Source organism: Mycobacterium bourgelatii, from assembly GCF_010723575.1.
GTDB classification, from domain to species: Bacteria; Actinomycetota; Actinomycetes; order Mycobacteriales; family Mycobacteriaceae; genus Mycobacterium; species Mycobacterium bourgelatii.
The window spans coordinates 2,163,790-2,187,197 of the sequence record NZ_BLKZ01000001.1 but is presented as its reverse complement, the minus strand read 5'-3'; the positions used below and the strand labels follow the sequence as shown (position 1 = coordinate 2,187,197).

The 23,408-nt window shown below is 66.8% G+C and carries 26 protein-coding genes and 1 pseudogene; 13 read left to right on the top strand and 14 right to left on the bottom strand.

What is annotated here, in order from left to right:
* Window positions 1–22: 22 nt before the first annotated feature.
* Both G6N68_RS09840 and G6N68_RS09835 read right to left on the bottom strand, forming a co-directional pair.
* A complete protein-coding gene (locus tag G6N68_RS09840) occupies window positions 23–448 on the bottom strand; it encodes a hypothetical protein (protein WP_163711048.1) in 426 nt (141 codons plus the stop codon).
* A complete protein-coding gene (locus G6N68_RS09835) occupies window positions 445–1,110 on the bottom strand; it encodes a helix-turn-helix transcriptional regulator (RefSeq protein WP_163711046.1) in 666 nt (221 codons plus the stop codon). The genes G6N68_RS09840 and G6N68_RS09835 overlap by 4 nt, the downstream gene beginning before the upstream one ends.
* 57 nt (window positions 1,111–1,167) lie before the next feature.
* Here G6N68_RS09835 and G6N68_RS09830 point away from each other — a divergent pair, with 57 nt between their 5' ends.
* Window positions 1,168–1,992, top strand: coding sequence for a class I SAM-dependent methyltransferase (locus tag G6N68_RS09830; RefSeq protein ID WP_163711043.1), 825 nt, complete (start codon window positions 1,168–1,170; stop codon window positions 1,990–1,992).
* Here G6N68_RS09830 and G6N68_RS09825 read toward each other — a convergent pair.
* From G6N68_RS09825 to pcaH, 3 genes are read right to left on the bottom strand one after another with little or no spacing between them, the layout of a single operon-like run.
* Entirely contained in the window at window positions 1,989–3,215 is a 1,227-nt protein-coding gene (locus tag G6N68_RS09825; protein WP_163711040.1) for a lyase family protein, read from the bottom strand. The two genes, G6N68_RS09830 and G6N68_RS09825, sit on opposite strands and share 4 nt — an antisense overlap.
* Window positions 3,212–3,784 (bottom strand): protocatechuate 3,4-dioxygenase subunit alpha, encoded by a 573-nt coding sequence (gene pcaG / locus G6N68_RS09820; RefSeq protein ID WP_163711038.1) that lies wholly within the window; start codon window positions 3,782–3,784, stop codon window positions 3,212–3,214. The genes G6N68_RS09825 and pcaG overlap by 4 nt, the downstream gene beginning before the upstream one ends.
* On the bottom strand, window positions 3,777–4,484 hold the full coding sequence (gene pcaH, locus G6N68_RS09815) for a protocatechuate 3,4-dioxygenase subunit beta (protein WP_276069014.1): 708 nt from the start codon (window positions 4,482–4,484) through the stop codon (window positions 3,777–3,779). Before pcaH ends, pcaG begins: the two co-directional genes overlap by 8 nt.
* A gap of 169 nt (window positions 4,485–4,653) precedes the next feature.
* Here pcaH and G6N68_RS09810 point away from each other — a divergent pair, with 169 nt between their 5' ends.
* A complete protein-coding gene (locus G6N68_RS09810; RefSeq protein ID WP_240355426.1) occupies window positions 4,654–5,289 on the top strand; it encodes a class I SAM-dependent methyltransferase in 636 nt (211 codons plus the stop codon).
* Between the two features lie 643 nt (window positions 5,290–5,932).
* On the opposite strand, the gene G6N68_RS09805 is transcribed toward G6N68_RS09810, so the two are convergent.
* Window positions 5,933–6,418: a hemerythrin domain-containing protein gene (locus G6N68_RS09805; protein WP_163711035.1), complete on the bottom strand. Its 486-nt coding sequence runs from the start codon at window positions 6,416–6,418 to the stop codon at window positions 5,933–5,935.
* Complete coding sequence (locus G6N68_RS09800; protein ID WP_163718397.1) at window positions 6,415–7,332, bottom strand: Rieske (2Fe-2S) protein; 918 nt, start codon at window positions 7,330–7,332, stop codon at window positions 6,415–6,417. Before G6N68_RS09800 ends, G6N68_RS09805 begins: the two co-directional genes overlap by 4 nt.
* Window positions 7,333–7,503: 171 nt before the next feature.
* On the opposite strand from G6N68_RS09800, the gene G6N68_RS09795 reads away from it, so the two are divergent.
* The 5 genes from G6N68_RS09795 to phtC are packed head-to-tail and all read left to right on the top strand — an operon-like array spanning window position 7,504 to window position 11,052.
* The gene (locus tag G6N68_RS09795; protein WP_163718395.1) at window positions 7,504–8,781 is read left to right on the top strand and encodes an aromatic ring-hydroxylating dioxygenase subunit alpha; all 1,278 of its coding nucleotides are present in this window, start codon (window positions 7,504–7,506) and stop codon (window positions 8,779–8,781) included.
* On the top strand, window positions 8,778–9,314 hold the full coding sequence (locus G6N68_RS09790; RefSeq protein ID WP_163711032.1) for a 3-phenylpropionate/cinnamic acid dioxygenase subunit beta: 537 nt from the start codon (window positions 8,778–8,780) through the stop codon (window positions 9,312–9,314). Before G6N68_RS09795 ends, G6N68_RS09790 begins: the two co-directional genes overlap by 4 nt.
* Window positions 9,311–9,562: a dihydrodiol dehydrogenase gene (locus tag G6N68_RS09785; RefSeq protein ID WP_163711029.1), complete on the top strand. Its 252-nt coding sequence runs from the start codon at window positions 9,311–9,313 to the stop codon at window positions 9,560–9,562. Before G6N68_RS09790 ends, G6N68_RS09785 begins: the two co-directional genes overlap by 4 nt.
* Window positions 9,546–10,340 (top strand): 3-(cis-5,6-dihydroxycyclohexa-1,3-dien-1-yl)propanoate dehydrogenase, encoded by a 795-nt coding sequence (gene hcaB, locus G6N68_RS09780; protein ID WP_163711025.1) that lies wholly within the window; start codon window positions 9,546–9,548, stop codon window positions 10,338–10,340. The genes G6N68_RS09785 and hcaB overlap by 17 nt, the downstream gene beginning before the upstream one ends.
* Complete coding sequence (gene phtC, locus G6N68_RS09775) at window positions 10,333–11,052, top strand: 3,4-dihydroxyphthalate decarboxylase (RefSeq protein ID WP_371871688.1); 720 nt, start codon at window positions 10,333–10,335, stop codon at window positions 11,050–11,052. Before hcaB ends, phtC begins: the two co-directional genes overlap by 8 nt.
* Here phtC and G6N68_RS09770 read toward each other — a convergent pair.
* The 3 genes from G6N68_RS09770 to G6N68_RS09760 form a co-directional block, all read right to left on the bottom strand.
* Entirely contained in the window at window positions 11,040–12,872 is a 1,833-nt protein-coding gene (locus tag G6N68_RS09770; protein WP_163711019.1) for a PE family protein, read from the bottom strand. The genes phtC and G6N68_RS09770 overlap by 13 nt on opposite strands.
* 135 nt (window positions 12,873–13,007) lie before the next feature.
* Window positions 13,008–13,796 (bottom strand): IclR family transcriptional regulator, encoded by a 789-nt coding sequence (locus G6N68_RS09765; RefSeq protein WP_163711016.1) that lies wholly within the window; start codon window positions 13,794–13,796, stop codon window positions 13,008–13,010.
* A 23-nt stretch (window positions 13,797–13,819) separates the two neighbouring features.
* Window positions 13,820–15,475, bottom strand: coding sequence for an acyl-CoA synthetase (locus G6N68_RS09760; protein ID WP_163711014.1), 1,656 nt, complete (start codon window positions 15,473–15,475; stop codon window positions 13,820–13,822).
* 105 nt (window positions 15,476–15,580) lie between these two features.
* Between G6N68_RS09760 and G6N68_RS09755 the strand changes: the two genes are divergently transcribed.
* The gene (locus G6N68_RS09755; RefSeq protein WP_163711009.1) at window positions 15,581–16,237 is read left to right on the top strand and encodes a DedA family protein; all 657 of its coding nucleotides are present in this window, start codon (window positions 15,581–15,583) and stop codon (window positions 16,235–16,237) included.
* Here the strand turns inward: G6N68_RS09755 and G6N68_RS09750 are convergent, their stop codons facing one another.
* Window positions 16,238–16,855 (bottom strand): TetR/AcrR family transcriptional regulator, encoded by a 618-nt coding sequence (locus tag G6N68_RS09750; protein ID WP_163711006.1) that lies wholly within the window; start codon window positions 16,853–16,855, stop codon window positions 16,238–16,240. It lies immediately after the preceding gene.
* Window positions 16,856–17,014: 159 nt separating this feature from the next.
* Here G6N68_RS09750 and G6N68_RS09745 point away from each other — a divergent pair, with 159 nt between their 5' ends.
* On the top strand, window positions 17,015–17,452 hold the full coding sequence (locus G6N68_RS09745; protein ID WP_163711002.1) for an anti-sigma factor antagonist: 438 nt from the start codon (window positions 17,015–17,017) through the stop codon (window positions 17,450–17,452).
* A gap of 75 nt (window positions 17,453–17,527) precedes the next feature.
* Entirely contained in the window at window positions 17,528–18,625 is a 1,098-nt protein-coding gene (locus G6N68_RS09740; protein ID WP_163710999.1) for a glutamate--cysteine ligase, read from the top strand.
* Here the strand turns inward: G6N68_RS09740 and G6N68_RS09735 are convergent, their stop codons facing one another.
* Window positions 18,626–19,393 (bottom strand): sulfite exporter TauE/SafE family protein, encoded by a 768-nt coding sequence (locus G6N68_RS09735; RefSeq protein ID WP_163718393.1) that lies wholly within the window; start codon window positions 19,391–19,393, stop codon window positions 18,626–18,628.
* Window positions 19,394–19,443: 50 nt separating this feature from the next.
* On the opposite strand from G6N68_RS09735, the gene G6N68_RS09730 reads away from it, so the two are divergent.
* The 3 genes and pseudogenes from G6N68_RS09730 to G6N68_RS09720 all read left to right on the top strand — a co-directional run bounded on the left by G6N68_RS09730 (window position 19,444) and on the right by G6N68_RS09720 (window position 21,924).
* Complete coding sequence (locus G6N68_RS09730; protein WP_163710996.1) at window positions 19,444–19,932, top strand: alpha/beta hydrolase; 489 nt, start codon at window positions 19,444–19,446, stop codon at window positions 19,930–19,932.
* Between the two features lie 95 nt (window positions 19,933–20,027).
* Window positions 20,028–21,430, top strand: a pseudogene (locus G6N68_RS09725) (IS1380 family transposase).
* Window positions 21,431–21,729: 299 nt separating this feature from the next.
* Complete coding sequence (locus G6N68_RS09720; protein WP_163710994.1) at window positions 21,730–21,924, top strand: alpha/beta hydrolase; 195 nt, start codon at window positions 21,730–21,732, stop codon at window positions 21,922–21,924.
* 44 nt (window positions 21,925–21,968) lie between these two features.
* Here G6N68_RS09720 and G6N68_RS09715 read toward each other — a convergent pair whose 3' ends face one another.
* Together G6N68_RS09715 and G6N68_RS09710 are read right to left on the bottom strand one after the other, a co-directional pair.
* Window positions 21,969–22,841, bottom strand: coding sequence for a hypothetical protein (locus G6N68_RS09715; RefSeq protein ID WP_197518113.1), 873 nt, complete (start codon window positions 22,839–22,841; stop codon window positions 21,969–21,971).
* A 161-nt stretch (window positions 22,842–23,002) separates the two neighbouring features.
* The gene (locus tag G6N68_RS09710) at window positions 23,003–23,293 is read right to left on the bottom strand and encodes a hypothetical protein (RefSeq protein WP_069419619.1); all 291 of its coding nucleotides are present in this window, start codon (window positions 23,291–23,293) and stop codon (window positions 23,003–23,005) included.
* Window positions 23,294–23,408 lie beyond the last annotated feature (115 nt).

Here is a 23,408-nt window from a genome sequence, read left to right as displayed (position 1 = left end):
CGAGAGTCCTATCAGCCGCAGATTAACCATTCAGGAGCAGTATCCCTGCAACGATCAGCGCCACGACCTTGACCACCTCCAAAGCCACGTAGACGTAGTGGGCGCGCGAGCGGGGCCCCTCCTGACCCGCGAGCACCTGGTCGGAACGCTTCGTCAGGCGCGGTCGCACCGCGATCAACTGCGCGGCCAGCACGGCGAATGCGACGGCGAACGCGGCGATGATGCTCTTGGGTGTCGGCCCGGCCACCGCTATGGCCAAGATGACCAGCGCGAACGCGACCTCGACGGTATTGAGGGCGCGAAAGACCAGGCGGCCGATGCCGAGGCCGATTTGGAGCGTCACGTTGGGCGCCCGGAATTTCAGCGGCGCCTCGAGAAACGAGATCGCCAGCACCATGCCCAGCCAGACGAACGTGATGGCGATCTCGATCGCCTCGCCGGTCCTCATGACGCCACCTCCGCGGACGCGAGGTGAACCAGGCAGAGGTCAGGTTCGGCAAACGCTTCGAGTCGCTCCACGGTCACCGGGGCCGCCCAGGTTTCCAGGGCGCCCCGCATGAGGCCTAGGTGAACCGGACACACCACGCCTGGCCGGCCTTCGGCGAGTTCCAGAAACGGGCAATGTCGCAGGCCGACCTGTTGCGCGCCGTCGGACGAGCGCCGTTCCGGGGCGAACCCGAGGTCGTCGAGTACCCCGACGAGGTGGTCGATGGTCTCCTCCGCCGTGGCGTCGGCGCCGGGTGATTCCAGTCCTTCGCCCCACACCCGGCCGACCGCTTGAGCTGCGGCACTTGGATCCGGTTGGACAGCAAGACCGTTGGTGAGGATCTCGGCGAGCAGGCGGTAATGCCGCGTGCCACCGCGGTCCATCTGACGGACGGCTTGAAACATCAGCGCCGGTCGTCCCGGCCCGCGCTGGCTGGAATCGACCTGTTCCACCAGCCCGTCGGCGACGAGGCCGTCGAGGTGAAAACGCACGGTGTTGGGGTGCACGCCGAGTTCGTTGGCGATGGCCACTATGCTCAGCGGGGCGCCGGACGCACGCAGTACCCGCAAGATCCCGTTGCGACGATTGCCTTGTCCGACAGTCTTCACTTGCTCCTGCGCCATCTGCGAGATTTTACACAAAAAATCTTGTATAAACTCGAGCCGAGGTGCGGAATTTTCATGACCGGAAAGCGCGACGAACTGAAACAGCCGTTGCCGCTGGCAACCCGCGACGACGAGTACGTGCAAGGGCACTGGCTGTTGGCGCGCTTGGGCAAACGAGTGCTGCGCCCCGGCGGCGTCGAGCTCACCCGGACGCTGCTGGCGCGGGCCGACGTGGCCGACGCCGACGTGGTCGAGCTGGCGCCCGGCCTGGGCCGCACGGCCACCGAGATCCTCGCCCGCCGCCCCCGCTCCTACGTCGGCGCCGAGGCCGACCCCGACGCGGCCAACCTGGTTCGCGGCGTCGTCTCCGGATACACAAACGTGCAAGGCGAGGTTCGGGCTACCGACGCCGCCGAGACCGGGTTACCCGCGGCCAGTGCTGACGTCGTCATCGGCGAGGCGATGCTGACCATGCAGGGCGATACGAACAAGCACGCGATCGTCGCCGAGGCGGCCCGGGTACTGCGGCCGCGTGGGCGCTATGCCATCCACGAACTCGCGCTAACCCCCGATGACGTGCCCGAGGAGGTCAGCACCGACGTGCGGCAGTCGCTGGCCCGGGCGATCAAGGTCAACGCGCGCCCGCTGACCATCGCCGAGTGGTCGCAGTTGCTGGCCAGCCACGGACTGGTCGTCGACACCGTCACCACCGCGCCTATGGCACTGCTGCAACCGCGTCGGATCGTCGCCGACGAGGGCCTGTTCGGAGCACTGCGGTTCGCCAAGAACGTGCTGACGCAACCCGGTGCCCGCAAGCGGGTCCTGACCATGCGCCGGACGTTCCGCAAGCACCGCGACCGTTTGACCGCCGTCGCCATCATCGCCCACAAGCCGGCTTAACTGATCCGGTTGATCTGGCGGGCTCGTTCCAGGCTCGCATCGATGAGGCTTTCGACGGCGCCGAGATAGGTTGGCGACGGCTCAGCGCCCACCAGGTCCGCGACCGCGCGTTGTTCACCGAGCACGTCGACCGCGTTGAGGTTGGCTGCCATCCGCTCGGAATGCACGATCAGCCCGGCCAGCAACTCGGAGCACTGCGAACCGGCGATCAAGCTCCGCCGGGCCAGCGTGCGCAGGGTGTCCCATTCGACGTGCCATGCCCCGTCGGGGCGTTCGTCGTTGCCGAGGGCCGCGGCGGTGTGCAGCGTCGCCCCCAATGCCGGCGCCGCGATCGCGGCCCGTCGAATGAGGATGGACAACACCGGGTTCCGCTTGTGCGGCATCGATGATGATCCGCCGCGCTGCTCACCGGCCGGCTCGTTCAGTTCACCGATTTCCGGTCGAACGAGGGTGACGACGTCCGATGCGATGCGGCCCCAGCCGTCGGTGCAGGTGACCAAGGCGTCGCCGGCCGCGGTGATCGGCGTTCGCGTCGTGTGCCACGGGGTTTGGAAGTCAAGGCCCAAAGTGGTTGTGGTGGCATGGGCTACGCGTTCGGCAACGTGCACGGGGTTCGACGAAGGGGTGAGCAGGGTCGCCAATTCCACGGTGGCCGAACGTGTTCCCACGGCTCCGCCGAGTTGGGCCGGTATCACCAATTGGGTTAGTCGATGGTGGGAGTCGACCAGGCCGTCGAGCCAACCGGCAACCTTGGCGCCGAAGGTGGTAGGCGCCGCGGGCTGGGTCAGGGTTCGGGCCACCATGAGTGTCCGACGGTGTTTCGTCGCCAGCGCCGACAGCGTCGCAATCTGTTCTTCCAGTAGTTCTTTGAGACGATCGACGACGCCGCGCAACTCCAGCATCAGGCTGGTGTCCACCACATCCTGGCTGGTGAGTCCGCGGTGGATCCACGGGGCGACGGCCGGGACCGCGCGTTCACGCAGCAGGCCGACCAAGCCGATCACCGGGTTGCCGCCGTCTTCCGCGGTGACAGCGAGCAACTCGCGGTCGTTGCGGCCCATCAATTGCCAGAGATCCGCGCCGGCACAATCGATCGGTACCAGGCCGGCCACCGCGAGGGCGCTCAGCCAGGCGGATTCGACAGCCACCATCGCCCGCAGCAAGGCCTGGTCGGTCATGTGCTCGCCGGCCCGCTCCTCCCCTGGCCACAGCAGGTTGGTCATCTGAGCTCACCCGGGTACGTCAGAAAGACGGTCTCCCGTGGCCCTTGCAGATGGATGTCGAAGCGGTAACTCGGGCGGCCCGAGCCGTTTTCAGCGACACACAGCAGGCTGGCGCGGCGCTGCGCGTCGAGACTCGACAGTGCTGGATCGGCCGCCAGGTCCGCGTCGGGCAGGTAGGCGCGGGTGAACAGGCGGTGCAGCAGCCCGCGGGCAAAGATGGTGAGGGCGAAGAAGCGCGGGGCACCCGGGGCCACCGTCGTGAAGTGGTAATGGCCGTCGACGTCGGTTGCGCAACGACCGAATCCGGTGAATACCGCGTCGTCACGGGCGTCGCGGTCGTCACGCCGCAAGGAACCCGGTGCCCGCGGAATGCGGCCGTCGGCGTCCGCTTGCCAAAGTTCGACCAGTGCGTCCGGGATCGGCTCGTTGGCGCCGTCGTACACCGTCCCGTGCAACCGGACGGCACTGGGGTGCGTGGCATTCACCAATTCGTTGTCGCCGGGAAACGGCAACCCGATGCTGAAGAACGGGCCGACGGTTTGGCCTGGTGTGCAACGTGATTCAGGCAATCTCAACGTCCTCGGTCCAGGTGCGGCTGCTTCCGGACAACACGATGTCCCAACCGTAGCCCGTGGCGAACTCGGGCTCGGTGAGCTCGTGCACGTAGCTCGCGATCAAGCGTTGTCGCGCGGCCGGGTCGGCGATCGATCCCACGATGGGGTCCAGGTCGAACAATGGATCACCCGGAAAGTACATCTGGGTGACCAGGCGCTGAGTGAAAGCGGTGCCGAACACCGAGAAATGGATGTGCGCCGGTCGCCAGGCGTTGTGGTGATTGCGCCACGGATAGGGGCCAGGCTTGATGGTCAGAAAGCGGTATGACCCGTCGGGTCCGGTCAGGCAGCGTCCCGCGCCGGTGAAGTTCGGGTCCAACGGAGCGGGGTGTTGGTCGCCCTCGTGCCGATAACGGCCGGCGGAGTTGGCTTGCCAGATCTCGACGAGTTGCCCGGCCACCGGTTTGCCTTTCCCGTCGAGCACCCGCCCCGCCACGATGATGCGCTCCCCGATCGGCTCGCCGGAGTGGCCGGTCGTCAGGTCGGCGTCATCGGGTTGGACGTCCCCGTCGCCGAAAACCGGCGCGCAGCGTTCGATGGCTTCGGGATCGACCACGAGCATGGGGTGTTTGGGATGGCGGAGCACACTACTGCGATACGGCGGATAGTCAAGGCGCTGGATCTCGCGTGAACGCTGGTCACCGTATGACACCAGCGTGAGGCTACTCGCATAGGTTTGAGCTCGTGACCAACGACTACGTATATGACCAGGGCTTTGCCGAAGAACGCACCAGGCTGGCCGGCATCGAGAGCCTTGGGATCCCGGCACTCAGGCGCTGCTGGACGAGCTCGGCCTCGGCCGTGACGGAAAGGGTTGGCGTTGCTTGGAAGTCGGAGCCGGCGGCGGATCCCTCGTGCAGTGGCTGGCCGAACGAGGGGCCTCGGTGGTCGCGGTCGATATCGACACTCGGTTCATCGAATCGCTGGCCAGCGATTCGGTTGAGGTAAGGCGCCTCGACATCCGCAGCGACGAGCTGCCGCAGGGCGAGTTCGACCTAGTTCACTCCCGGCTGGTGCTGGAACACCTACCGGACCGACGACAGATCCTCGACCGGTTGGTGGCGACGCTGCGCCCGGGCGGGTGGATGGTGCACGAAGACTATGACTGGACCGCGTTCGGCTTCGAGGGTGAGTCGTCTTCCGACCTTGAGCGGGTGACCACGACGTTCCTAAGCTTCATGCAGCAGGCCGGCTTCGACCCGCACTACGGTCGCCGCGTCGTCGCCGACATGGCGGACGCGGGATTGGTCGATGTCCGCGGCGAGGGACGGGCCCGAGTGATCGATTCTAGCGCACCGGGTTTCGACTTCTTCAGGTTGTCCTTCGAGAGTCTGCGCGATGCCGTAGTGGACGCCGGGTTGCTCTCCGCCGAGGAAGCCGACGCGGCGGCTCGCCGCTTCGGTGAGGACGTTCGGTTGTTTACTCCGACGATGGTGGCGGGGATCGGCCGTCGGCCGTAGGGCCCGGCGGGCTGGGGCGCCGACCCGTCGCGCCGGCCCGTCGCGCACGCCGTCGCGCCGGCCGTCGTCACATCAGCCCCACTGGCCTCTCCCGCCGGCGACAGGCGTGCTGCCCGGCTTGTAGCGACAGCTAGGCAGAGACGCCGAAGGCCGGTGCCGTAGTCACACCAGCCCCACTGGCCTCGCCGGCCGGCGGCAGGCGTGCTGCCCGGCTTGTAGCGACAACTGGGCAGAATCGCCGAGGGCCGGCGCCGTAGTCACACCAGCCCCACTGGCCTCTCCCGCCGGCGGCAGGCGTGCTGCCCGGCTTGTAGCGACAACTGGACAGAGACGCAGATCCGTTGCCCCGGTTGGGAACCTGTCGCTCAAAGGCGGGCAGAAAGCATGCCGCCCAGCGGAGAGACTGATGTGGCGAATGCGCCTGATATGGCGAATGTGACTAGTGCGACGAAGGTGGCAGGTGTTGCCCACACAGCGGAATCCCTTGTCCCCGTCGGGAAATTGTCGCTCAAAGGCGGGCACAAAGCATGCCGCCGGGCAAAGAGGCTGATGTGGCGAATGTGGTTGGCATGGCGGATGTGACAGATGCGACGCAGCCGGCCAGCGGTACCTGCACCAGCGCGCCAGGCCAGAGCCCGTCCCGCTATATCGCCTTCAAGAGCGACGCTTTGCCCCGCGTACGCAGCCGGTAGAGGCTCGAGCCACGCAACTGCTCGATGCGGGCGGCCATCTTGGCGCCCAGCTCCTCCAACTCTTCGTCGCTGAGCTCGACCGGAGGCGGCGCAGGAATCATGTCACGCTCTTCTTCGTCGGCGTGCGCCTCCAACACGGTCTTGAAGGTGTTCCATTCCTCCTCGTACCCCGGCGAACTCTGCGGGGTACGCAGCAGCACACCCAACTGGTCGACCACCTGGCGGTGCTCGGCGTGGGCAATCGCAATCAGTCGGCTGGCCGCCGCCAAGGCCGGGTAGTAGATGTCGTCCTCGATACGGAAGTGGATGTCGAGCTCGATCAGCATCTCGTCGAAAAGAGCATGGCGCTCTTCGCTATTCACCGGCGCCTCACTGATCTTGCGGCCCAGCGCCTTGATCACTACATGGTGTTCTTTCAACACGTCGTACGCGTTCACTTCGTTGCTCCAACTCCGGATCCAGCTACCTCGACCATTCCATCGACCACTCGGGCTTGATAACACGGCAACGCGCTCGCAGCCGGCCCCCGCAGCACCTCACCGGATTCCAGCGCGAAACGCGAACCGTGCCAAGGACATACGATCCGGCCACGATCGACCCACCCGTCGGCCATCGGCGCCGCCAGATGCGGACAGAACTCACCGAATGCCGACACCTCGCCCGGACCGGTCTGACACACCACCAACCCGACGCCGTCAACCTCGACCCGGACCGGCTTTCCGTTCAGCACGCTCGCCGGAAGCACCGCCGTCCACCGGTTGGTCTGCAAACGCTCACCGGACTGGTCGATGCCGATTCCCGACTCGAAAACCAAAGCACCGCCGAGGTAGCCACCGCCCATCGTGACGCCGTAACCGATCGCGCTCAGTGCCATTCCGCGCAAGCGCCGACCGCGCCGACGGTCCCACCACGACAGCACAAATAGGGCGGTTGCGGCCGAGTTCACCACACCGTGCACCAGTCCGACACGGCGCTCCTCCAGGTGGGTGTGCTGCCAATCCGCTACGCCTGTCACGGCGGAACCGACGCTGGCCAGGATCCCCAGCTCCAGGGCCCGGGAAGCAAAGTGCGCGGCGTCGGCGGCTTCGCCCGAACGGCCAGCACGTCCGGACACCAGGCTGATGCCATCCAGCGCCACCGCAGTACCGAGCGCCCCGCTGGCGAACGACGTCAACGGCGGATGCACCGGGTGCCCTAGCCAGACGCCGTTGAGCGCGTTCATTACCCGGTCGCGGGCCGAACCCAACCCGTTGAAAGTGAGCGTGAGTACGTGCTCGAGGCGGTAACTGGGACGATCCAGCCACTCCTGACGCCCGATAGCCGCGAGCACTCGTGATCCGATCGACACCAGTCCAACGTATGCACGCCGCGGGGCCGTTCGATGTGAACGATCTGTGAGTTCGCGGGGAGGGTTCTGCCAAAGCGCTCTGTTAACTAGAATATATTTCTGCAAGACAGAAAATCTGACGGCGGGAAGCCAGTGACAGTTCAAACCGACGTCTTCGCCGACGTCCGCCGCGGGATGATTCCCGCCCACATCTACAACGACAAAGATGTGTTCGCGCTGGAAAAAGAGCGGTTGTTCAGCAAGGCGTGGATGTTCGTCGCCCACGAATCCGAGATTCCGCAGGACGGCGACTACGTGGTGCGCCGCGTGCTCGATGACTCGTTCATCATCACCCGTGATTCGGACGGCAACGTCCGCGCCTTGTTCAATATGTGCCTGCACCGGGGCATGCAGGTCTGTCGGGCCGAGATGGGCAATGCTTCCAACTTCCGCTGCCCCTACCACGGCTGGACGTACCGCAACGACGGCCGTCTGACCGGCTTGCCGTTTCACCGCGAGGCCTACGGCGGCGACGAAGGCTTCGCAAAGAACCAAAGCCTGCTCCCCGCACCGAATTTGGCGAGCTACAACGGTCTGATCTTCATCAACCTGGACCCGAATGCGCAGTCCCTGACCGACTTCCTCGGCGACTTCCGGTTTTATCTGGACTACTACACCAAACAGAGCGCGCAGGGCCTGGACGTACGGGGACCGCAGCGCTGGCGGATCAAGGCCAACTGGAAGATCGGAGCCGAGAACTTCTCCGGCGACATGTACCACACGCCGCACACCCACGCGTCGATCGTCGAAATCGGCCTGTTCCGCGAGCCGAAAGCGCAAAAGCGCAAGGACGGCGCCACCTATTGGGCGGGCCCCGGCGGCGGAACCACCTACAAGCTCCCGCCCGGCAACTTCGACGAGCGCATGCGCTACGTCGGCTATCCCGACGAGATGATCGGACGGATCAAAGAGTCCTGGTCGCCCCGGCAGCAACAGGTGGTCAGCGAGGACGGGTTCATGATCTCGGCGGCCACCTGCTTTCCCAACCTCAGCTTCGTGCACAACTGGCCGAAATTGCCCGGCAGCGATCAGGTGTTGCCGTTCATCTCGATCCGGCAATGGCAGCCCATCAGCGAGAACGAAACCGAGGTGTGCTCGTGGTTCGCGGTGGACGCGGCCGCACCCGACGACTTCAAGGCGAACTCTTACAAGGCCTATCTCATGTGCTTCGGGTCGTCCGGCATGTTCGAGCAGGACGACGTGGAGAACTGGGTCTCGCTGACCACGACCGCCGGCGGCTCGATGGCGCGCCGACTGCTGCTGAACAGCCGGATGGGCTTGTTGGACGACGACCGTCCGGTGATCGAGGCCCTACCGCCCGAAGCGTTCCACGGACCCGGTCGCGCTCAGGTCGGCTACAACGAATACAACCAGCGCGAGCTCCTCAAGCTGTGGGCGGATTACCTGGGATGACAAAGCCACCAAGAAAGCCGCTGCCGTTCAACGACATTCGTCACCTGCAGGCGCATCAGTTCCTGGTGGACGAGGCCTACCTGCTGGACGCCCAGGACTACGGGACGTGGCTGGACACTTTGACCGACGACATCCGATATGTGATGCCGGTGCGGGTTACCACCGCCCGCGGGTCCGGCTTCGACGTGTCCCCCGGGATGGCCCACTTCGACGAGGACAAATACTCGTTGACCCATCGCGTCGCGCGCTTTCGCACCGAGCACGCGTGGACCGAAGACCCGCCGTCGCGACTGCGCCATTTCATCACCAACGTCCGCACCTTCCCCGGTCATGATGACCGGCACCTGACTGTCGAGTCGGCCGAATTGCTGTTCCGCAGCCGCGGCGACGTCAACGAAAGCGCGCTGCTGTCCTGCGGACGCGAGGACGTGCTGCGCTGGGACGAACGCACACAAGCGTGGAAACTGGCCCGGCGCAACATCATCGCCGACGAGTCGGTGTTGCGGATGCAGAACCTGGCGGTGTTTCTATGAATCCTGTTGGTGAGCCCATCACTATCGCAAACGAATTCACCGAAGTCGTGGTCCGGCGCGTCGACACCCGCAACGGGTCGCGGCTGCTGATCACCTCGCCAAGAACCGGCCAGTGGATCAGCCTGGACGCACTCGAGGTCGAGGCGCTGACGTGGCAGAACCCCCGTACGCTGGCAGCCATGGTCGGCAACTCGCACGCCCCACTATTGCCCGACGAGCAAGACGGCGGCGATGACCGGCTGGCTTGACAGCAAACGCGCGCTGGTGGTTGGCGCCGGGTCCGGCATCGGCCGTGCGGTTGTCGACGCATTCACCGCCGAAGGCGCCAAAGTCGCTGTCCTGGAACGCGACAGCGGCAAGTGCGACACGCTGCGTCAGCAACTGCCCGCGGTTCCGGTGATCGAAGGCGACGCAACCAGTCGCGCGGCCAACGATCGCGCCGTCGCCGCCACCGTGGAGGCGTTCGGTGGCCTCGACACCCTGATCAACTGTGTCGGCATCTTCGACTTCTACAAGGGCATCGGAGACATTGCGGCCGACGACCTCGATGCGGCGTTCGAGGAAATGTTCCGCACCAACGTGCTCAGCCACCTGCAGTCGGTGAAAGCGGCTATCCCGGCGCTGCAAGCCGAAGCCGGATCCTCGATCGTGCTCACCGAGTCCGCATCCTCGTTCTACCCCGGACGCGGCGGCGTGCTCTATGTGTCGTCGAAGTTCGCTGTACGCGGGCTGGTTGCGGCGTTGGCGCACGAGTTGGCACCGCGCATCCGGGTCAACGGGGTGGCGCCGGGCGGCACGCTGAACACCGACTTGCGCGGACTGGCCAGCCTGGGCCTGGACGACATCCGTCTTGACGATTCCCCCAGCCGGGCAACCGATTTGGCCGCGCGCACGCCGCTCAATGTGGCACTCAGCGGCGCAGACCACGCCTGGAGTTTTGTTTTCCTGGCCTCGGACCGGTCTCGCGGCATCACCGGCGAAACCGTCCATCCCGACGGCGGATTCGGGCTTGGTCGAAATGCTTGACCAGCAGCGCGCATTGGTGGCCCAAGCCTGCCGGGTCGCGGCGGCCCGGGAACTGGTCGACGGCATCCTCGGACACGTGAGCTTGCGCGTCGACGACGAGCACCTGCTCATCCGCTGCCGCAGCGACACCGACGATGGGCTGGCATTCACCCGCCCCAGCGACATTCGGCTGATCACCTTCGCCGGCAACGAGGGCGCACCGGGCGAACTCGACGGCTATCGCGTGCCGAACGAACTTCCGATCCACACCGAAACCCTGCTGGCCGACCCCAGGCGCCGGGCGGTCGCACACCTGCACCCGCCGGCCATCGTCGCCGCGAATCTAGCGGGTATCGAAATCCGGCCGATCTACGGCGCGTACGACATCCCAGGCGCGTGGCTGGCTCGCGGCGGTGTCCCCGTCTACGAGCGCGCAGTGCTGATCCGCAACTCGCGACTGGCCAAGGACATGGTGGCGGCGATGCGCAACAGGCCGGTGGTGATCCTGCGGGGACACGGAATCACCAGCGCCGCAAGCACTGTCGAGGAGTCGGTGCTACAAGCGATCAGCGTGAACGAGCTGGCGCGAATGTCGTTGCGCGTCAAGGCCGCCGGCGGCACCCTGCGCGAAATCGATGAGGCGGACTGGGATGACCTGCCGGACTTGGGATCTGGCTTCAATGTCGATGCGGCCTGGCGACACGAGGTGGCCCGACTGGATCAGCCGTCCTGACCGGGCAACCCGTTGTTGCCCGGTGCGCCGGCCGTGCCGGCGCCTCCGTCGCTTGATGCCCCGATGCCGGGGGTGCCCGCAGCGCCGCCGCTGACCCCGCCGCCCCCAGCGCCGCCGGTACCGCCGGTGCCGGCGGTGCCGTTATTGCCCGCCGCGCCGAAAAGCCCACCACTGCCGCCGATGCCGACGGTGCCGGCGCTACCGCCGTTGCCGCCGTCACCGCCGTCACCGCCGTCACCGCCATCGCCGGCGAAGCCGCCGTCGGCGATCGTGCTGACGGAGCTGCGAGAGGCGTTACCGCCATTGCCGCCCTTAGCGCCGAGAGCCCCGCCGCCGCCATCGCCGCCGTGGCCGCCCACGCCGGCGTTGCCGCCGGCGCCCCCAGCGCCGAACAGCCCGCCGGCGCCACCGTTACCCCCCGCGCCGCCGGACCCGCCCGTGCCACCCGTGCCACCGGAGCCGCCATCGCCGCCGTCGCCGCCCTGACCGCCAACGACTTGGAAAGCATTGAGCGAGCCGATGGCCACCGCTCCACCGCCGGCGGCGCCACCTAACCCGCCACCGGCCCCCAATCCCCCGGCTCCGCCGGTGCCGCCGGCTCCGCCGGCGCCCCCGCTGCCGACCAGCAGCCCGCCATGACCGCCGTTGCCGCCCGTGCCCCCCATGCCACCGGTACCGCCCGACGCGCCCGTGGCTCCGCCGCCACCGTTGCCGCCGAAGCCGGCGAAGCCGGAACCACCGGCGAAGGCCGTGGCACTCCCCCCGTTGCCGCCGGCACCGCCCGCACCACCGGGGGCCAAGGCGTTGGTCCCATTGCCGCCGTCGCCCGCGGCGGCGACGGCGCTTCCAGCGAGTGCGGTGGCGTTCCCGCCGGTACCGCCGGCGCCCCCGTTGCCGCCCGCACCGCCGGCGCCGCCATTGCCGGCCTGTCCGTTACCGGTCCCGTCGGCGATGACGCTGCCGCCGGTACCACCGGTGCCACCAGTGGCGTTTAGACCGCCGTCGGCGCCGTCGCCGCCGTTGAAGCCGAACGCATCGCCAGTGGCGCTGTTGAAGGTGCTCGTGCCAGTGCTACCGGTAGCCCCCTGCCCGGTAATCACGGGATTGACGCCGTTTGCCCCGGCCAGACCCGTGCCGCCTTGGCCACCCGCACCGCCGGTGCCGAACAGGTTGGCGCTGCCACCATCGCCGCCTCGCCCGGGCAGACCGCCGCTGAAGCCCGTCGTGGCGGCACCGCCCTGGCCGCCGCTGCCGCCGTTGCCGTTTAGCCACCCGCCGTTGCCGCCCCTGCCGCCCGCTTGGCCCGCACCGCCCGCGCCGCCGGAACCGCCGTTGCCAAACAGCCCGGCGTTGCCGCCGTTGCCGCCCGCCTGGCCGGGCGAACCTGACCCACCGGCACCGCCGTTGCCCCACAGCAGCCCGCCGGCACCGCCGTTGGCGCCGGTCCCTGGAGCGCCGCTGACGCCATCGCCGATCACCGGACGCCCGAGCAAGGCCTGGGTTGGCGCGTTCACCACGCTGAGCAGAACCTGCTCGACGTTGTTTGTCTCGGCGGCGGCGTACGCGCCCGCGCCCCCACTTAGGGCCTGCAGAAACCGCTCATGAAACTCAGCGGCCTGGGTGCTGACTTGTTGATACGTCCGCGCGTAGCCGCCGAATACCGCGGCAATGGCCGCCGACACTTCGTCGGCTGCCGCAGGCAGAACCTCCGCCGTGGTAGCAGCCGCGCTAGCGCTGGCCGATTCGAGTGCCGTTCCGATATCCGTCAGATCCGCGACCGCCGCCAACATCAAATCGGGCGTGGCAAACAGAAAGGACATAGCACGCTCCCATCAATCTGGGACGATGCGACGCGTACCTGGGCCGGAAGGCCGACCATCCTTCAATCAGCGCACTCTATGCCCGTGCCGGCCGGGCGGAATACGGAATTACCGATTGACAGAGAGGCAAATTAGTCAACCCAGCTGATCGCCAATCTCCTTAGCCGCCTTGGTAAGCGCACTCGCCATCTCGCCATACCGCGCGCTGTCCAACCGGTTCTGCGGTGCCGCCGCATTGAGCGCAAGCCGCAGGCCGGGCGCCCTGGTCGGTATCGGCACCGCGACCGAGGCGACGCCCTCCTCGCTCTCCTCGCGGTTCACGGCGTAGCCGCGCTCGCGGACGCGCAACAGCTCGGCTTCCAGTTCGGTGCGGCTACCGATCGAGTTCGGAGTGATGCGCTCCAACTCCTCCTGCGGAAGCAGTTGTCGCAGTTCGGGTTCGGAGAGTTGGGCCAGCAGCGCCTTGCCCGTCGAGGTGCAGTGTGCCGGCATCGTGCGGCCCAGCCGCGAGGCCACCCGGACCGCGGTCGGGCCCTCGACGGCGGCGACGAACCGGACGCTGGCGCCATCCAGCATCCCGAGGTGAACCGTTTCCCGCAGGCGTTCGCTGAGGCTGCGCATTATCGGGGTGGCGGTGCGCTGTAGGTCGATGCGGCCGAAGATCGCGAACGCCACACTCATGAGCGCCGGCCCGGGCAGATACGCCTTGGATGCCGGATCTTGCCGGACGAACCCACGGTAGGTCAGCATCGCCAGCAGCCGGTGCGCCGTGGAGGACGCCACCCCCAGATAGCGGGTCGCCTCGCTCAGCCGGACCTGCGGTCGTTCGCCGAACAACAGCAGCAACTTGAGCGCATTGTCGACCGACTCGATCGGGTACTGCGGCGCAGACGAATCGGCGGCCGGCACCGACTTTTTCTGCATGACAGCGACGCTACCGCGCGAACTCAGATGGTGGTTCCCAGCGTGCCGGTCTGCGCGACTAAAGCACTTGCCCACCGGTAGTCCGCCTTACCAGACGGCGAACGCACCACCCGGTCGACGAAGACGATGTCCTTGGGCAGCTTGTAGCGCGCGATGTGGCGGGCGGCTTCGGCGACGATGCCCGCGGCATCAGGCTGCTCGCCCGGGGCCAACTGGACGATTGCGACGACCTCACTGCCCCACCGGGCACTCGGCCGGCCCGCGACCACCACGTCGTAGACCGCGGGGTGCTCGGCCACCGCGGCCTCGACCTCCTCGGCGAAAATCTTCTCGCCGCCTGAGTTGATGGTGACCGCATCACGACCGAGCAACTCGATCCCACCGTCGGCGTGCCAGCGCGCCCGGTCACCCGGCACCGAATGCCTGATCCCTTCGATGACCGGAAACGTGCGTGCGGTCTTGTCCGGATCGCCCAGGTATCCCAGCGGGATCAGGCCTTGCTGCGCCAGCCAGCCGATCTCCTTGTCACCGGGTGTCAGGATCCGGGTCAAGTCGGCGCTGACCACCACCGCACCCGGATTGGGGGCGAACCGGCCAGACGCGTTCTGCGCGCGGCTGGAGACCTGCCCCATCTGCGATCCGGACTCCGACGACCCACCCGCATCCAGGATGCTCAGCTGCGGCAGCAGTTCGACGAACCGCTGCTTCAGGGGCACACTGAGCGCCGCCCCACCGGTGACCAGAACCCAAAGCCCCGACAGGTCATAAGATCCGGACTCCAGTTCCTCAAGCAGCGGCCGGCCGAAAGCGTCGCCGACGATCGACAACGTCGCCACCCGTTCACGGCTGGCCAGCGACCACACCTCGGCCGGATCGAGGTGCGTCGTGGTCGGCGCCATCACGAAAGGCTTGCCGCTGCAGAGGTTTATGAAAGCGGCCCATTGGGCGGCGCCGTGCATCAGCGGCGCGGCCGTCATCGAACCCGGCCCCTCCGCGCGTGACCTCTCGACGACCTCCGCCAAGCTCTTCACCAGCTCGCCCGTGCCGTATACCCGTCCGCCCATGGCGTTCAGGAAGATGTCGTGCTGACGCCACAGCACCCCTTTGGGCATCCCCGTGGTGCCGCCGGTGTAGAGCACATACAGGTCGTCGGGCGACGGTGTGACGTCTAGCGGTTCTGCCGAAGCCGACTCCAGCAGGTCCTCGTAGCGCGTCGCTCCAGGTAGCGGATCGTTTCCCGACTGATCGTCGACGTGGATCAGTCGTGGCTGCCGCGTCAGGCGTGGCAGGGCCTGCGCCAGCGTCGAGGCGAACCGCGCGTGGTACATCACGGCGTCGGCATCGGCGTTGTCGAGCAGGTACACCAGTTCGTCGGCGACGTAGCGGTAGTTGACGTTGAAGGGCGCCACCCTGGCCTTGTACGCACCGAGCATCGCTTCGATGAACTCGTTGCAGTTCGCCATGTACAGCCCGAGGTGGCTCTGCCCGGACTCGTGCGGCGCCAATTCCGACCGTTCCTTGTGGGCCCCGAGCCCCCAAGCGCTCAACGCCCGGGCGAATCGGCTGGTGCGCTCGTCGACTTGCGCGAAGGTGAGACGGCGATCCCCGAAGACGATGCAGTCCCGGTCCGGATTTGCGGCGGCCACCGCCGAGAACACCTGGGCGAGGTTGAACTCCACGCTACACAGCCTCTCCGAGTCCTGCCGACGCTGGCAATCGCGACTCGCGGGAAGTTGGCGAAAGATCACGGCGCGCCTGCCTTGCGAGTCAGGCATTCTTTACGCATGGATATCGAGGCCCTGCTGCAGACGATCCCGCCGTTGGCGGTGTACCTGGTGGTCGGCGGGGTGGTCGGGCTCGAGAGTCTGGGCATTCCGCTGCCCGGGGAGATCGTGCTGGTGAGCGCGGCGTTGATGTCGTCGCATCACGAGCTTGCCGTCAACCCAGTCGGGGTCGGCGCTGCCGCGGTGGTCGGTGCGGTGGTCGGCGACTCGATCGGCTATTCGATCGGACGCCGATTCGGTATGCCACTCTTCGACCGGCTCGGCAGGCGGTTCCCCAAGCACTTCGGTCCCGGACACGTCGCGCTGGCCGAGCGAACCTTCAACCGGTGGGGCGTGCGGGCGGTGTTCTTCGGTCGCTTCATCGCGCTGCTGCGGATCTTCGCCGGGCCGCTGGCCGGCGCCTTGAAGATGCCGTACCCGCGTTTCCTGGCGGCCAACGTTTCCGGCGGCATCTGCTGGGCCGGCGGCACCACCGCGGTCATCTACTTCGCGGGCATCGCGGCCGAACGGTGGCTGTCGCGCTTCTCCTGGATCGCGCTCGTCGTCGCCATAGCCTGCGGCGTCACTGCGGCGATCTTGTTGCGCGAACGCACCTCTCGCGCCATCGCCGAACTGGAGGAAGAGCACTACCGAAAAACAGGCACCTCGGCCGCCTGACTAACCGGGCGTTGCGCCCTCGACCGCTGCGGTCGTCCGATGCGCCTCGATGAGGGCACGGGCCATCTTCTTCGCACGCCGAGCGGCATCCAGATCACCGACGGCCGCCATGACGATGGCGCCCTTCATCAGGATGTGCCAGGACTGAGCGAAGTCCTCGACGTCGTGCAGTCCGGCCGCGATGGCACGCCTGCGGACGATCTCGCGGACCCGGTCGATATGGGCAATGCTGGCTCGTCCGGCCGGATGGTCGGGCCCCAATTCGAGCAGCACGTTGATGAACGAGCACCCTTCATAACCATCGCGGTTGTGGAACCAGTGGTCCATCACGTCGAAAATCGCCAGCAGCTGCGCCTCGGGAGTGTCGCCCATGCGCTCGGACTCGCGCTCGATCAGTCCGTGCGTCCACAGTTGCTCGCGACGCTCTAGCACCGCTAAAACCAGTTCGTTTTTTGTCGCGAAGTGACGGTAGAGCGTCGCCCTGGCCACGCGGGCCCGCTCGATCACCTCGTCAGTGCCTACGGCGCGGATGCCACGGCGGCTGAACAGGTCGTATGCGGCCAAAAGGATACGTTCACGAGCCGGCACAGCGGGCGTCGCCAGGTCACGGGTTGCCATCGCAATACTTAACCTACTCACAGGTCAGTTATGTAGACAGACCGCCCTGTCTTGTTATAGAAATGAGATCTACGACGCAACACATCTGTCTGTCTTCAGACTTGCAGGACGGGCATTCCATCGCGGCGTTGCCCAACGCCAGCCGATTAGGAGCGCACGATGAGCCTGGTCATTGCCGAATCCTTCGCTACCCGCCTCACCCTGAGCACGCGCCTCGTTTACGAGCTCGGCGACCCGCGCAGCACACTGCGCGCAACCACCGATCGCAGCGGCGACGCGGTGATCATTCACGCAGGCGGCGAGATCGACGCGTGCAACGAGCACACCTGGCAACAGTTGGTCAGCGAAGCGGCCGCCGGGATCACCGTCCCAGGGCCGTTCGTGGTTGACGTCAACGACGTCGATTTCATGGGCTGCTGCGCGTTCGCGGTGTTGGCCGACGAGGCCGACCGCTGCCACCGTCGCGGTATCGAACTACGCGTGGTAAGTGGGCACGCGATCGTCAGGCGGATCGTCGACGCATGCGGCTTGACCGAGCTGCTGCCGATCTTCGAAACCGTGGATGAGGCCCTGTCAGCCCCGCGCTCGCGCGCGTAGAGCTTTTCGCTGGCCGGCCTGACCAGAGTTCGGCAGCTCTCGGCGTAACTTTGCTGGTATGAAGGCCGGTGCCCGGTGAGCGAGCTGCCGACGGTCGGTGTGGAAGAAGAATTTCTCCTCATCGACCCACAATCCGGCGAACCGGACCCGCGTAGCGCCGAGGTCGCCGCGCAGGCCAAGCGCCGGGGCGTCGAACTGCAACTCGAACTCAGCAGCTGCCAGGTCGAAACCGCCTCCAGTGTGGCGAGCACCAGCGCCGAGCTCCGCGAGGATCTGCTGGCGCTGCGGCGGACCGCGGCACAGGCAGCCGAAGCGGTCGGGGTTCGGCTGCTGGCGCTGGGGCTTCCCCCCGTCACGCCGCACAAGTTTCCGGTCACCGACACTCCCCGCTATCGGCAAATCGGGGCGCTCTACGGGATGGTTGCGCACGAGCAGGGCATCAGCGGCTGTCACGTGCACGTGCAAGTCCCCGACCGGGCGGCAGCCGTCCACGTCAGCAATTGGTTGCGGCCGTGGCTGCCGTCGCTGCTGGCGCTGTCGGCCAACTCAGCGATCTACCGCAACGCCGAAACCGGTTATGCGAGTTGGCGAAGCGTGCTGTGGCGGCGCTGGCCCGCCGCGGGTGCACCACCGTTTTTCCCGTCGCTCGACGAGTACGAGCGCACGGTGCGCATGCTGGTCGACACGGGAGTGATCCTGGATCCGGACATGATCTATTGGGACGTGCGTGCGTCAGCCACCTTCCCGACGGTGGAGGTTCGGGTGGCCGATGTGCCGGCGACCGTGGCGGAAACGGTGTTGCTGGCCACCTTGATTCGGGCCGCGGTGATGACGGCGCTGCAGGAGCGCGATGACATCGGACGGCTGGCGCCGGCGGCTCTACGGGCGGCGTACTGGCTGGCCTCCCATGACGGATTGTCCGGGCGCGCACTGAATCTGTTCGATGACTGCAAAGCCGTGCCGGCGCGTGAGCAGCTGTCCGCGTTGGTGCGCCGGGTGCGTCCGGCCCTTGAGGCCCTCGGCGAGTTCGATTTCGTCGTCGACGAACTCGAACGCATTGTCACCCAAGGCAACGGGGCGATGCGACAGCTACGGGCGTGGCGGCAGCGCGAGGATGTGCGCGACGTCCTCGAGGAAGCCGCCGCGGCCACGCTGTCCGGCGTCGACTCGTAACTACACGGCGAGCAGGCGGTACAGTCCGATCAACCCGACCACAACGATGGTGGCCCGCAACGCGTTTGGCGAGAGCCGACGTCCGTACCGCGCACCTACCACTCCCCCGACCAGCGACCCGACCGCGATCACGCCGGCCACCGGCCAACTGATGCGGTCCCAGGCCACCAGCGTATAAGCCACGGCCGCAACGATATTGACCAACAGCGCCAGCAGGTTCTTGGCTGCGTTCATGCGCTGCACCGACTCCGGCAGCAATGCGCCCATCACCCCGATCAGCAAGATGCCTTGCGCGGCGGTGAAGTAACCGCCGTAGACGCCGACGGCGAATGTCCCCAGTACCAGCGCGATCATCCGGATCGGTGAGACGTGTTCGGCGGAGCGGCCCGCCTCTTCGGCCCGGCGGCGTGCCCACGCCTGCATCCGCGGACCGATCAGCACCAGGATCAGGGCCAGCACCAGCAGCACCGGAACGATCGAGATGAACACCTTTTCGGGCAGATGCAGCAGCAGGTAGGCACCTAGCGCAGCGCCCAGCAACGACGCCGGCATCTGCCAGAGCAGTCGGTCCCGCTGACCCTGCAGCTCGTTGCGATAGCCCCAGGTGGCCGACACTCCCCCCGCCACCAGGCCGACAGCGTTGGACATGGTCGCCGTGACCGGCGGGTAGCCCAGCGCCACCAGCGTCGGGAACGTGATCAGAGTGCCCGATCCGACGAGCGCGTTGATCGCACCGGCACCCAACCCGGCCAGTCCGATCAACAGCATGTGGTAAATCGACACCCCAAAACCCTACTGGGCTGGCAGCATTGACGGTTGTGCTCGAAGTGATCACCAAGGGTGTTGCCAGCAAATCCCATCCTGCTCCGTTGCTGTTCGTGCATGGCGGTTGTCTCTCAGCGTGGTGCTGGGACGAGCACTTTCTCGACTTCTTCGCCGAACGCGGGTTCTGCGCCGCTGCGGTGAGCGTGCGCGGCCACGGGGCCAGTAATTGCCCGACTCCGCTGCGCAACTGCGGCATCGCGGACTACCTGGACGATGTGCGTTGGGCCGCTGACCAATTGGGCGGGCACCCCGTGCTGATCGGGCATTCCACCGGTGGCTTCATCGTGCAGAAGTACCTCATGGAGCGCGATGCGCCCGCCGGGGTGCTGTTGGCCTCCACGCCGACCCGCGGCATCGGGTTTTCGTCGGTGAGGGTGTGGCTGCGGCATCCCGTGCAAGTCATGCGGGCCAACATGTCCGGCGGCGCGCGTGACATCTTCAACACCCCGCCCCTAGCCCGGATTTTTCGTGAAACGTTGTGAGTTTCGGGGTGTAGATATGCGAAAGTGCCTGTCCTGCAAGGAATAATTGGACTTCTCTACGGGTTCAGTCGTTCCAGCGGGAAGGCACCTCGCAGGTGAAGAATATCGCGGTCGGGTCGCGGGTGAAAGTTTCCGCCGACGGTTATGGTGTCGTGTCGCATGCCGGGATGGCCATGGTGCGTGAGCTCGCGGACCGCAGCGGGTTATCGGCGCAGGTCACCGCCGCGTTGGCAGATACCTACCGGGGCCCGTGGGTGTATGCGCCCGGGGAGGTGTTCGCTGATCTGGCTGCCGCGGTCGCCGATGGGGCGGACTGCATCGACGCGGTCGGACAACTGTGCGGCGACCGTGAGCATGTCCTGGGTGCCAAAGCCTCCACGACCACGATGTGGCGGCTAATCGATGAGCGCATCGATGCTTCGCACCTACCGCGGGTGCGTGCCGCCCGGGCTGCGGCCCGCGCAGCGGCCTGGGCCGCCGGCGCCGCCCCCGCACCGGGTGGCTGGTTGCACATCGACATCGACGCCACCCTGGTCCTCGATCATTCCGATAACAAGGAGAAGGCAGGGGCGACCTGGAAAAAGACCTACGGTCACCACCCGCTGCTGGCCTTCGTGGACCGCCCGAGATCGCCGGCGGGGAAGCGCTGGCGGCCTACTGCGCCCCGGTGGCGCGGGCTCCAACACCGCAGCTGACCACGTCAGTGTCCTAGCGCAGGCACTGGCCGGCCTGCCGGCGCGATGGCGGCCGGACCCCGATCATCGCGACGACCCCGACAAGCCGGCGGTGCTGGTGCGCTGCGACACCGCCGGGGCCACCCACGACTTCGCCGACGCCTGCCGCGCCGCGGGCGTGGGGTTCTCCTTCGGCTACCCCGTGGATTGGCGGGTGCAGGACGCTGTGGACACTCTCAACATCGGGCAGTGCTGGTATCCGGCGATCGACACCGACGGTGGTATCCGCGAGGGCGCCTGGGTCGCCGAGGCCACCAACCTGGTCAACCTGTCATCGTGGCCGGCGGGGACCCGGCTGATCCTGCGCAAGGAAAGGCCCCATCCGGGTGCGCAGTTGCGGTTCACCGACGCCGACGGGATGCGGGTCACCGCGTTCATCACCGACACACCGCCCGGTGTGGTCGCCGGCCAGGTGGCAGGTCTGGAACTACGCCACCGCCAACACGCCCGCGTCGAAGACCGCATCCGCGAACTCAAAGCCACCGGCCCGCAACCTGCCGTGTCAGGCATTCGACGCCAACGCCGCCTGGCTGGAAATCGTCTTGGCCGCAGCCGATCTGGTCACCTGGTGCCAGCTCATCGGATTCACCGGCCACCCCGGCCTGACCCGTGCCGAGATCGCTACCTTCCGCTACCGAGTCCTGCACGTCGCAGCCCGCATCACCCGCGGCGCCCGCCGAACCCGACTACGCATCGACGCCACCTGGCGATGGGCCGCAGCCATCGCCACCGCATGGCAACACATCCGCACCGCCTTCGGTTGACCGACAACCCAGCTGACCAACCGAGCACGAAAGACCACCGGCCCTGGGAAAGCCCGCCAACCCGGCGACACGGGACAACCCCAACACGCCCTAAACCACACAAACCCCAGACACCACGCACCCCATCGCCAAGTCCGACCGAAATCACCCTCGACGAAAAATCGAGGCTAGCGCGGGATTTTTTCTTCAGCCCACAGACTCCCCAGCCCATCGTCGACGCGTGCGCCGCGCGCGTCGAACACGACAGCATGCGCGCGGTCTTCCTCGACCAGACGTTTCGCCTACCGCACCCTAAGCGTGTGCGGACCCCGCTGCTGGTGCTCGGCGGCACCGAGGACGGCTTGATCAGCCAGAAGGAGGTCCGCACCACCGCCCGGGTCTACGGCGCCGACGTGGAACTGTTCACCGGCATGGGGCACATGCTGATGCTCGAACCCGGCTGGCCCGCGGTTGCCGAGCGGATCTGCAGCTGGCTCGGCGCCCGGGGGCTCTAGCGGGGCGCTGTAGACGACATCGGCATTCGCGGTCTCGCTGTGCGTCAGCCGCCCAGGTATGGCACTCCAGGCAGGTTGGGGATGTTGTGCCAGTCGGGCAACGAACCGCCCTGCTGGAAGAGCTGGACGGCGGCGTTCTCCCCGTTGGCGCTGGCGACCCAGTCGCGAATCTGGAAGTACAGGTTCGTGCTGGCCTGGGTGGCGAGCTTGGCCGCGAGGTCGTACTCGTTCATGTTCGTTCCCGGCACGAGCATCGAACCGCGCGGGGTGTGCGGGCCGTCCTTGTTCAAGGTCGTGTGGCATTCCTGGAAGCCGGGCGGCGGACCACCCGCCGGGCAGCCCTCGAGGGGCGGCCGCTGCGAGAAGTCGATGCTGAAGTAGCCGGTGTGCAGGTCAGCGGGAAAATCGGCCGGGTTGCACACCGGGAAGATCGGCGGGGCCAGGCGGTCGAGCTGACCGATGGCGATGTTGTCGTCGACCCAGTTGGAGTGGGCGTACAAGTCCTGCTGCGTGTGCAGCAGAGCGCCGAACGCTGCTCGGGCACCCGGGCCGTCAACCTCCGTGTTGCCGTTGACCACCGACCCGCTGAGGATGATGGGCGAGAAGGTGTCCCATGCCTGCCGCGCCCGGTTGCAGATTTCGACCGGGTTCACCGAGTTGTCGAGGTGACGGAACTCGTCGGTGGCAAATGCGTCACTGCCCATCGCCCCACCGCCGGGCGGCGGGCCGATGAGGATCTGGTTGACCGCCAGCTGGCTGACCTGGTCTGCCGGCAGGGCATTGCGCGTGATCGTCTCGTGGTACTTGACGTAGAACGCTTGAGCCCGAGGCGCGAACACGACGAACGATGCCATCGTGGCAAGACTTGCCACGATCACGGCGAGGACGCCCAGCGGGTGTCTGCGGGTTAGCGTCATGAGAACTCCGTGCTAGTAGGGACGTGCTTTCGTGCGCTTTTGTAGACGTTTCCTCATGATCGTTCCGAAATCAATAAAGACTCCGCGATATGAACATGCGCGCATCTGTTGACGCCCAGCTAACTCGTGTTCAATAGCGCGTGGTTAGCGCCTCGGCATCTCTACACGTACGGCAGCGTTGTGGTCCGGACCGTCTCGGAGGTGTGCGCGAGCAGCTCGGCGAATTTGGACTCGAGCGTCGCGGTGGTCTCCCCCACCGGCTTGTCGCAGTAGCGGCAGTGCGCCGTGAAGCGCGGCTGGTCTTCCTCGCTCGGCCAGAACCGGCGCGGGCCCACTTGGGCGCCTGGGTCGAACTGGACGGCCTGATGCGCGCTTTCCCTCAGGATCCTGCCGACGGGATGCATCTGCGGGCACTCGAGTTTCAGCGTGCCGATGCCTTCAACAAAGCTCATCGTGGTCCACCCTTTGGGTTTGCAGATCGTTAGGAAACGATACCGGCCGTTGCGGTTTCGGGCAGCGGTCGCGACGCGGCGTGCGCAATCTACGACCCCTTGCCGCCGCTTATAC

Excerpts from the sequence above, each read along its gene's own strand:
- G6N68_RS09835 (WP_163711046.1), bottom strand. The coding sequence starts at position 1,110 with ATGGCGCAGGAGCAAGTGAAGACTGTCGGACAAGGCAATCGTCGCAAC.
- G6N68_RS09750 (WP_163711006.1), bottom strand. The coding sequence starts at position 16,855 with ATGGCAACCCGTGACCTGGCGACGCCCGCTGTGCCGGCTCGTGAACGT.
- G6N68_RS09825 (WP_163711040.1), bottom strand. The coding sequence starts at position 3,215 with ATGACCAACCTGCTGTGGCCAGGGGAGGAGCGGGCCGGCGAGCACATG.
- G6N68_RS09755 (WP_163711009.1), top strand. The coding sequence starts at position 15,581 with ATGGATATCGAGGCCCTGCTGCAGACGATCCCGCCGTTGGCGGTGTAC.
- G6N68_RS09785 (WP_163711029.1), top strand. The coding sequence starts at position 9,311 with ATGAATCCTGTTGGTGAGCCCATCACTATCGCAAACGAATTCACCGAA.
- G6N68_RS09745 (WP_163711002.1), top strand. The coding sequence starts at position 17,015 with ATGAGCCTGGTCATTGCCGAATCCTTCGCTACCCGCCTCACCCTGAGC.
- phtC (WP_371871688.1), top strand. The coding sequence starts at position 10,333 with ATGCTTGACCAGCAGCGCGCATTGGTGGCCCAAGCCTGCCGGGTCGCG.
- G6N68_RS09765 (WP_163711016.1), bottom strand. The coding sequence starts at position 13,796 with ATGCAGAAAAAGTCGGTGCCGGCCGCCGATTCGTCTGCGCCGCAGTAC.
- hcaB (WP_163711025.1), top strand. The coding sequence starts at position 9,546 with ATGACCGGCTGGCTTGACAGCAAACGCGCGCTGGTGGTTGGCGCCGGG.
- G6N68_RS09770 (WP_163711019.1), bottom strand. The coding sequence starts at position 12,872 with ATGTCCTTTCTGTTTGCCACGCCCGATTTGATGTTGGCGGCGGTCGCG.
- G6N68_RS09840 (WP_163711048.1), bottom strand. The coding sequence starts at position 448 with ATGAGGACCGGCGAGGCGATCGAGATCGCCATCACGTTCGTCTGGCTG.
- G6N68_RS09790 (WP_163711032.1), top strand. The coding sequence starts at position 8,778 with ATGACAAAGCCACCAAGAAAGCCGCTGCCGTTCAACGACATTCGTCAC.
- G6N68_RS09710 (WP_069419619.1), bottom strand. The coding sequence starts at position 23,293 with ATGAGCTTTGTTGAAGGCATCGGCACGCTGAAACTCGAGTGCCCGCAG.
- G6N68_RS09715 (WP_197518113.1), bottom strand. The coding sequence starts at position 22,841 with ATGACGCTAACCCGCAGACACCCGCTGGGCGTCCTCGCCGTGATCGTG.
- G6N68_RS09735 (WP_163718393.1), bottom strand. The coding sequence starts at position 19,393 with ATGCTGTTGATCGGACTGGCCGGGTTGGGTGCCGGTGCGATCAACGCG.
- G6N68_RS09830 (WP_163711043.1), top strand. The coding sequence starts at position 1,168 with ATGACCGGAAAGCGCGACGAACTGAAACAGCCGTTGCCGCTGGCAACC.
- G6N68_RS09795 (WP_163718395.1), top strand. The coding sequence starts at position 7,504 with ATGATTCCCGCCCACATCTACAACGACAAAGATGTGTTCGCGCTGGAA.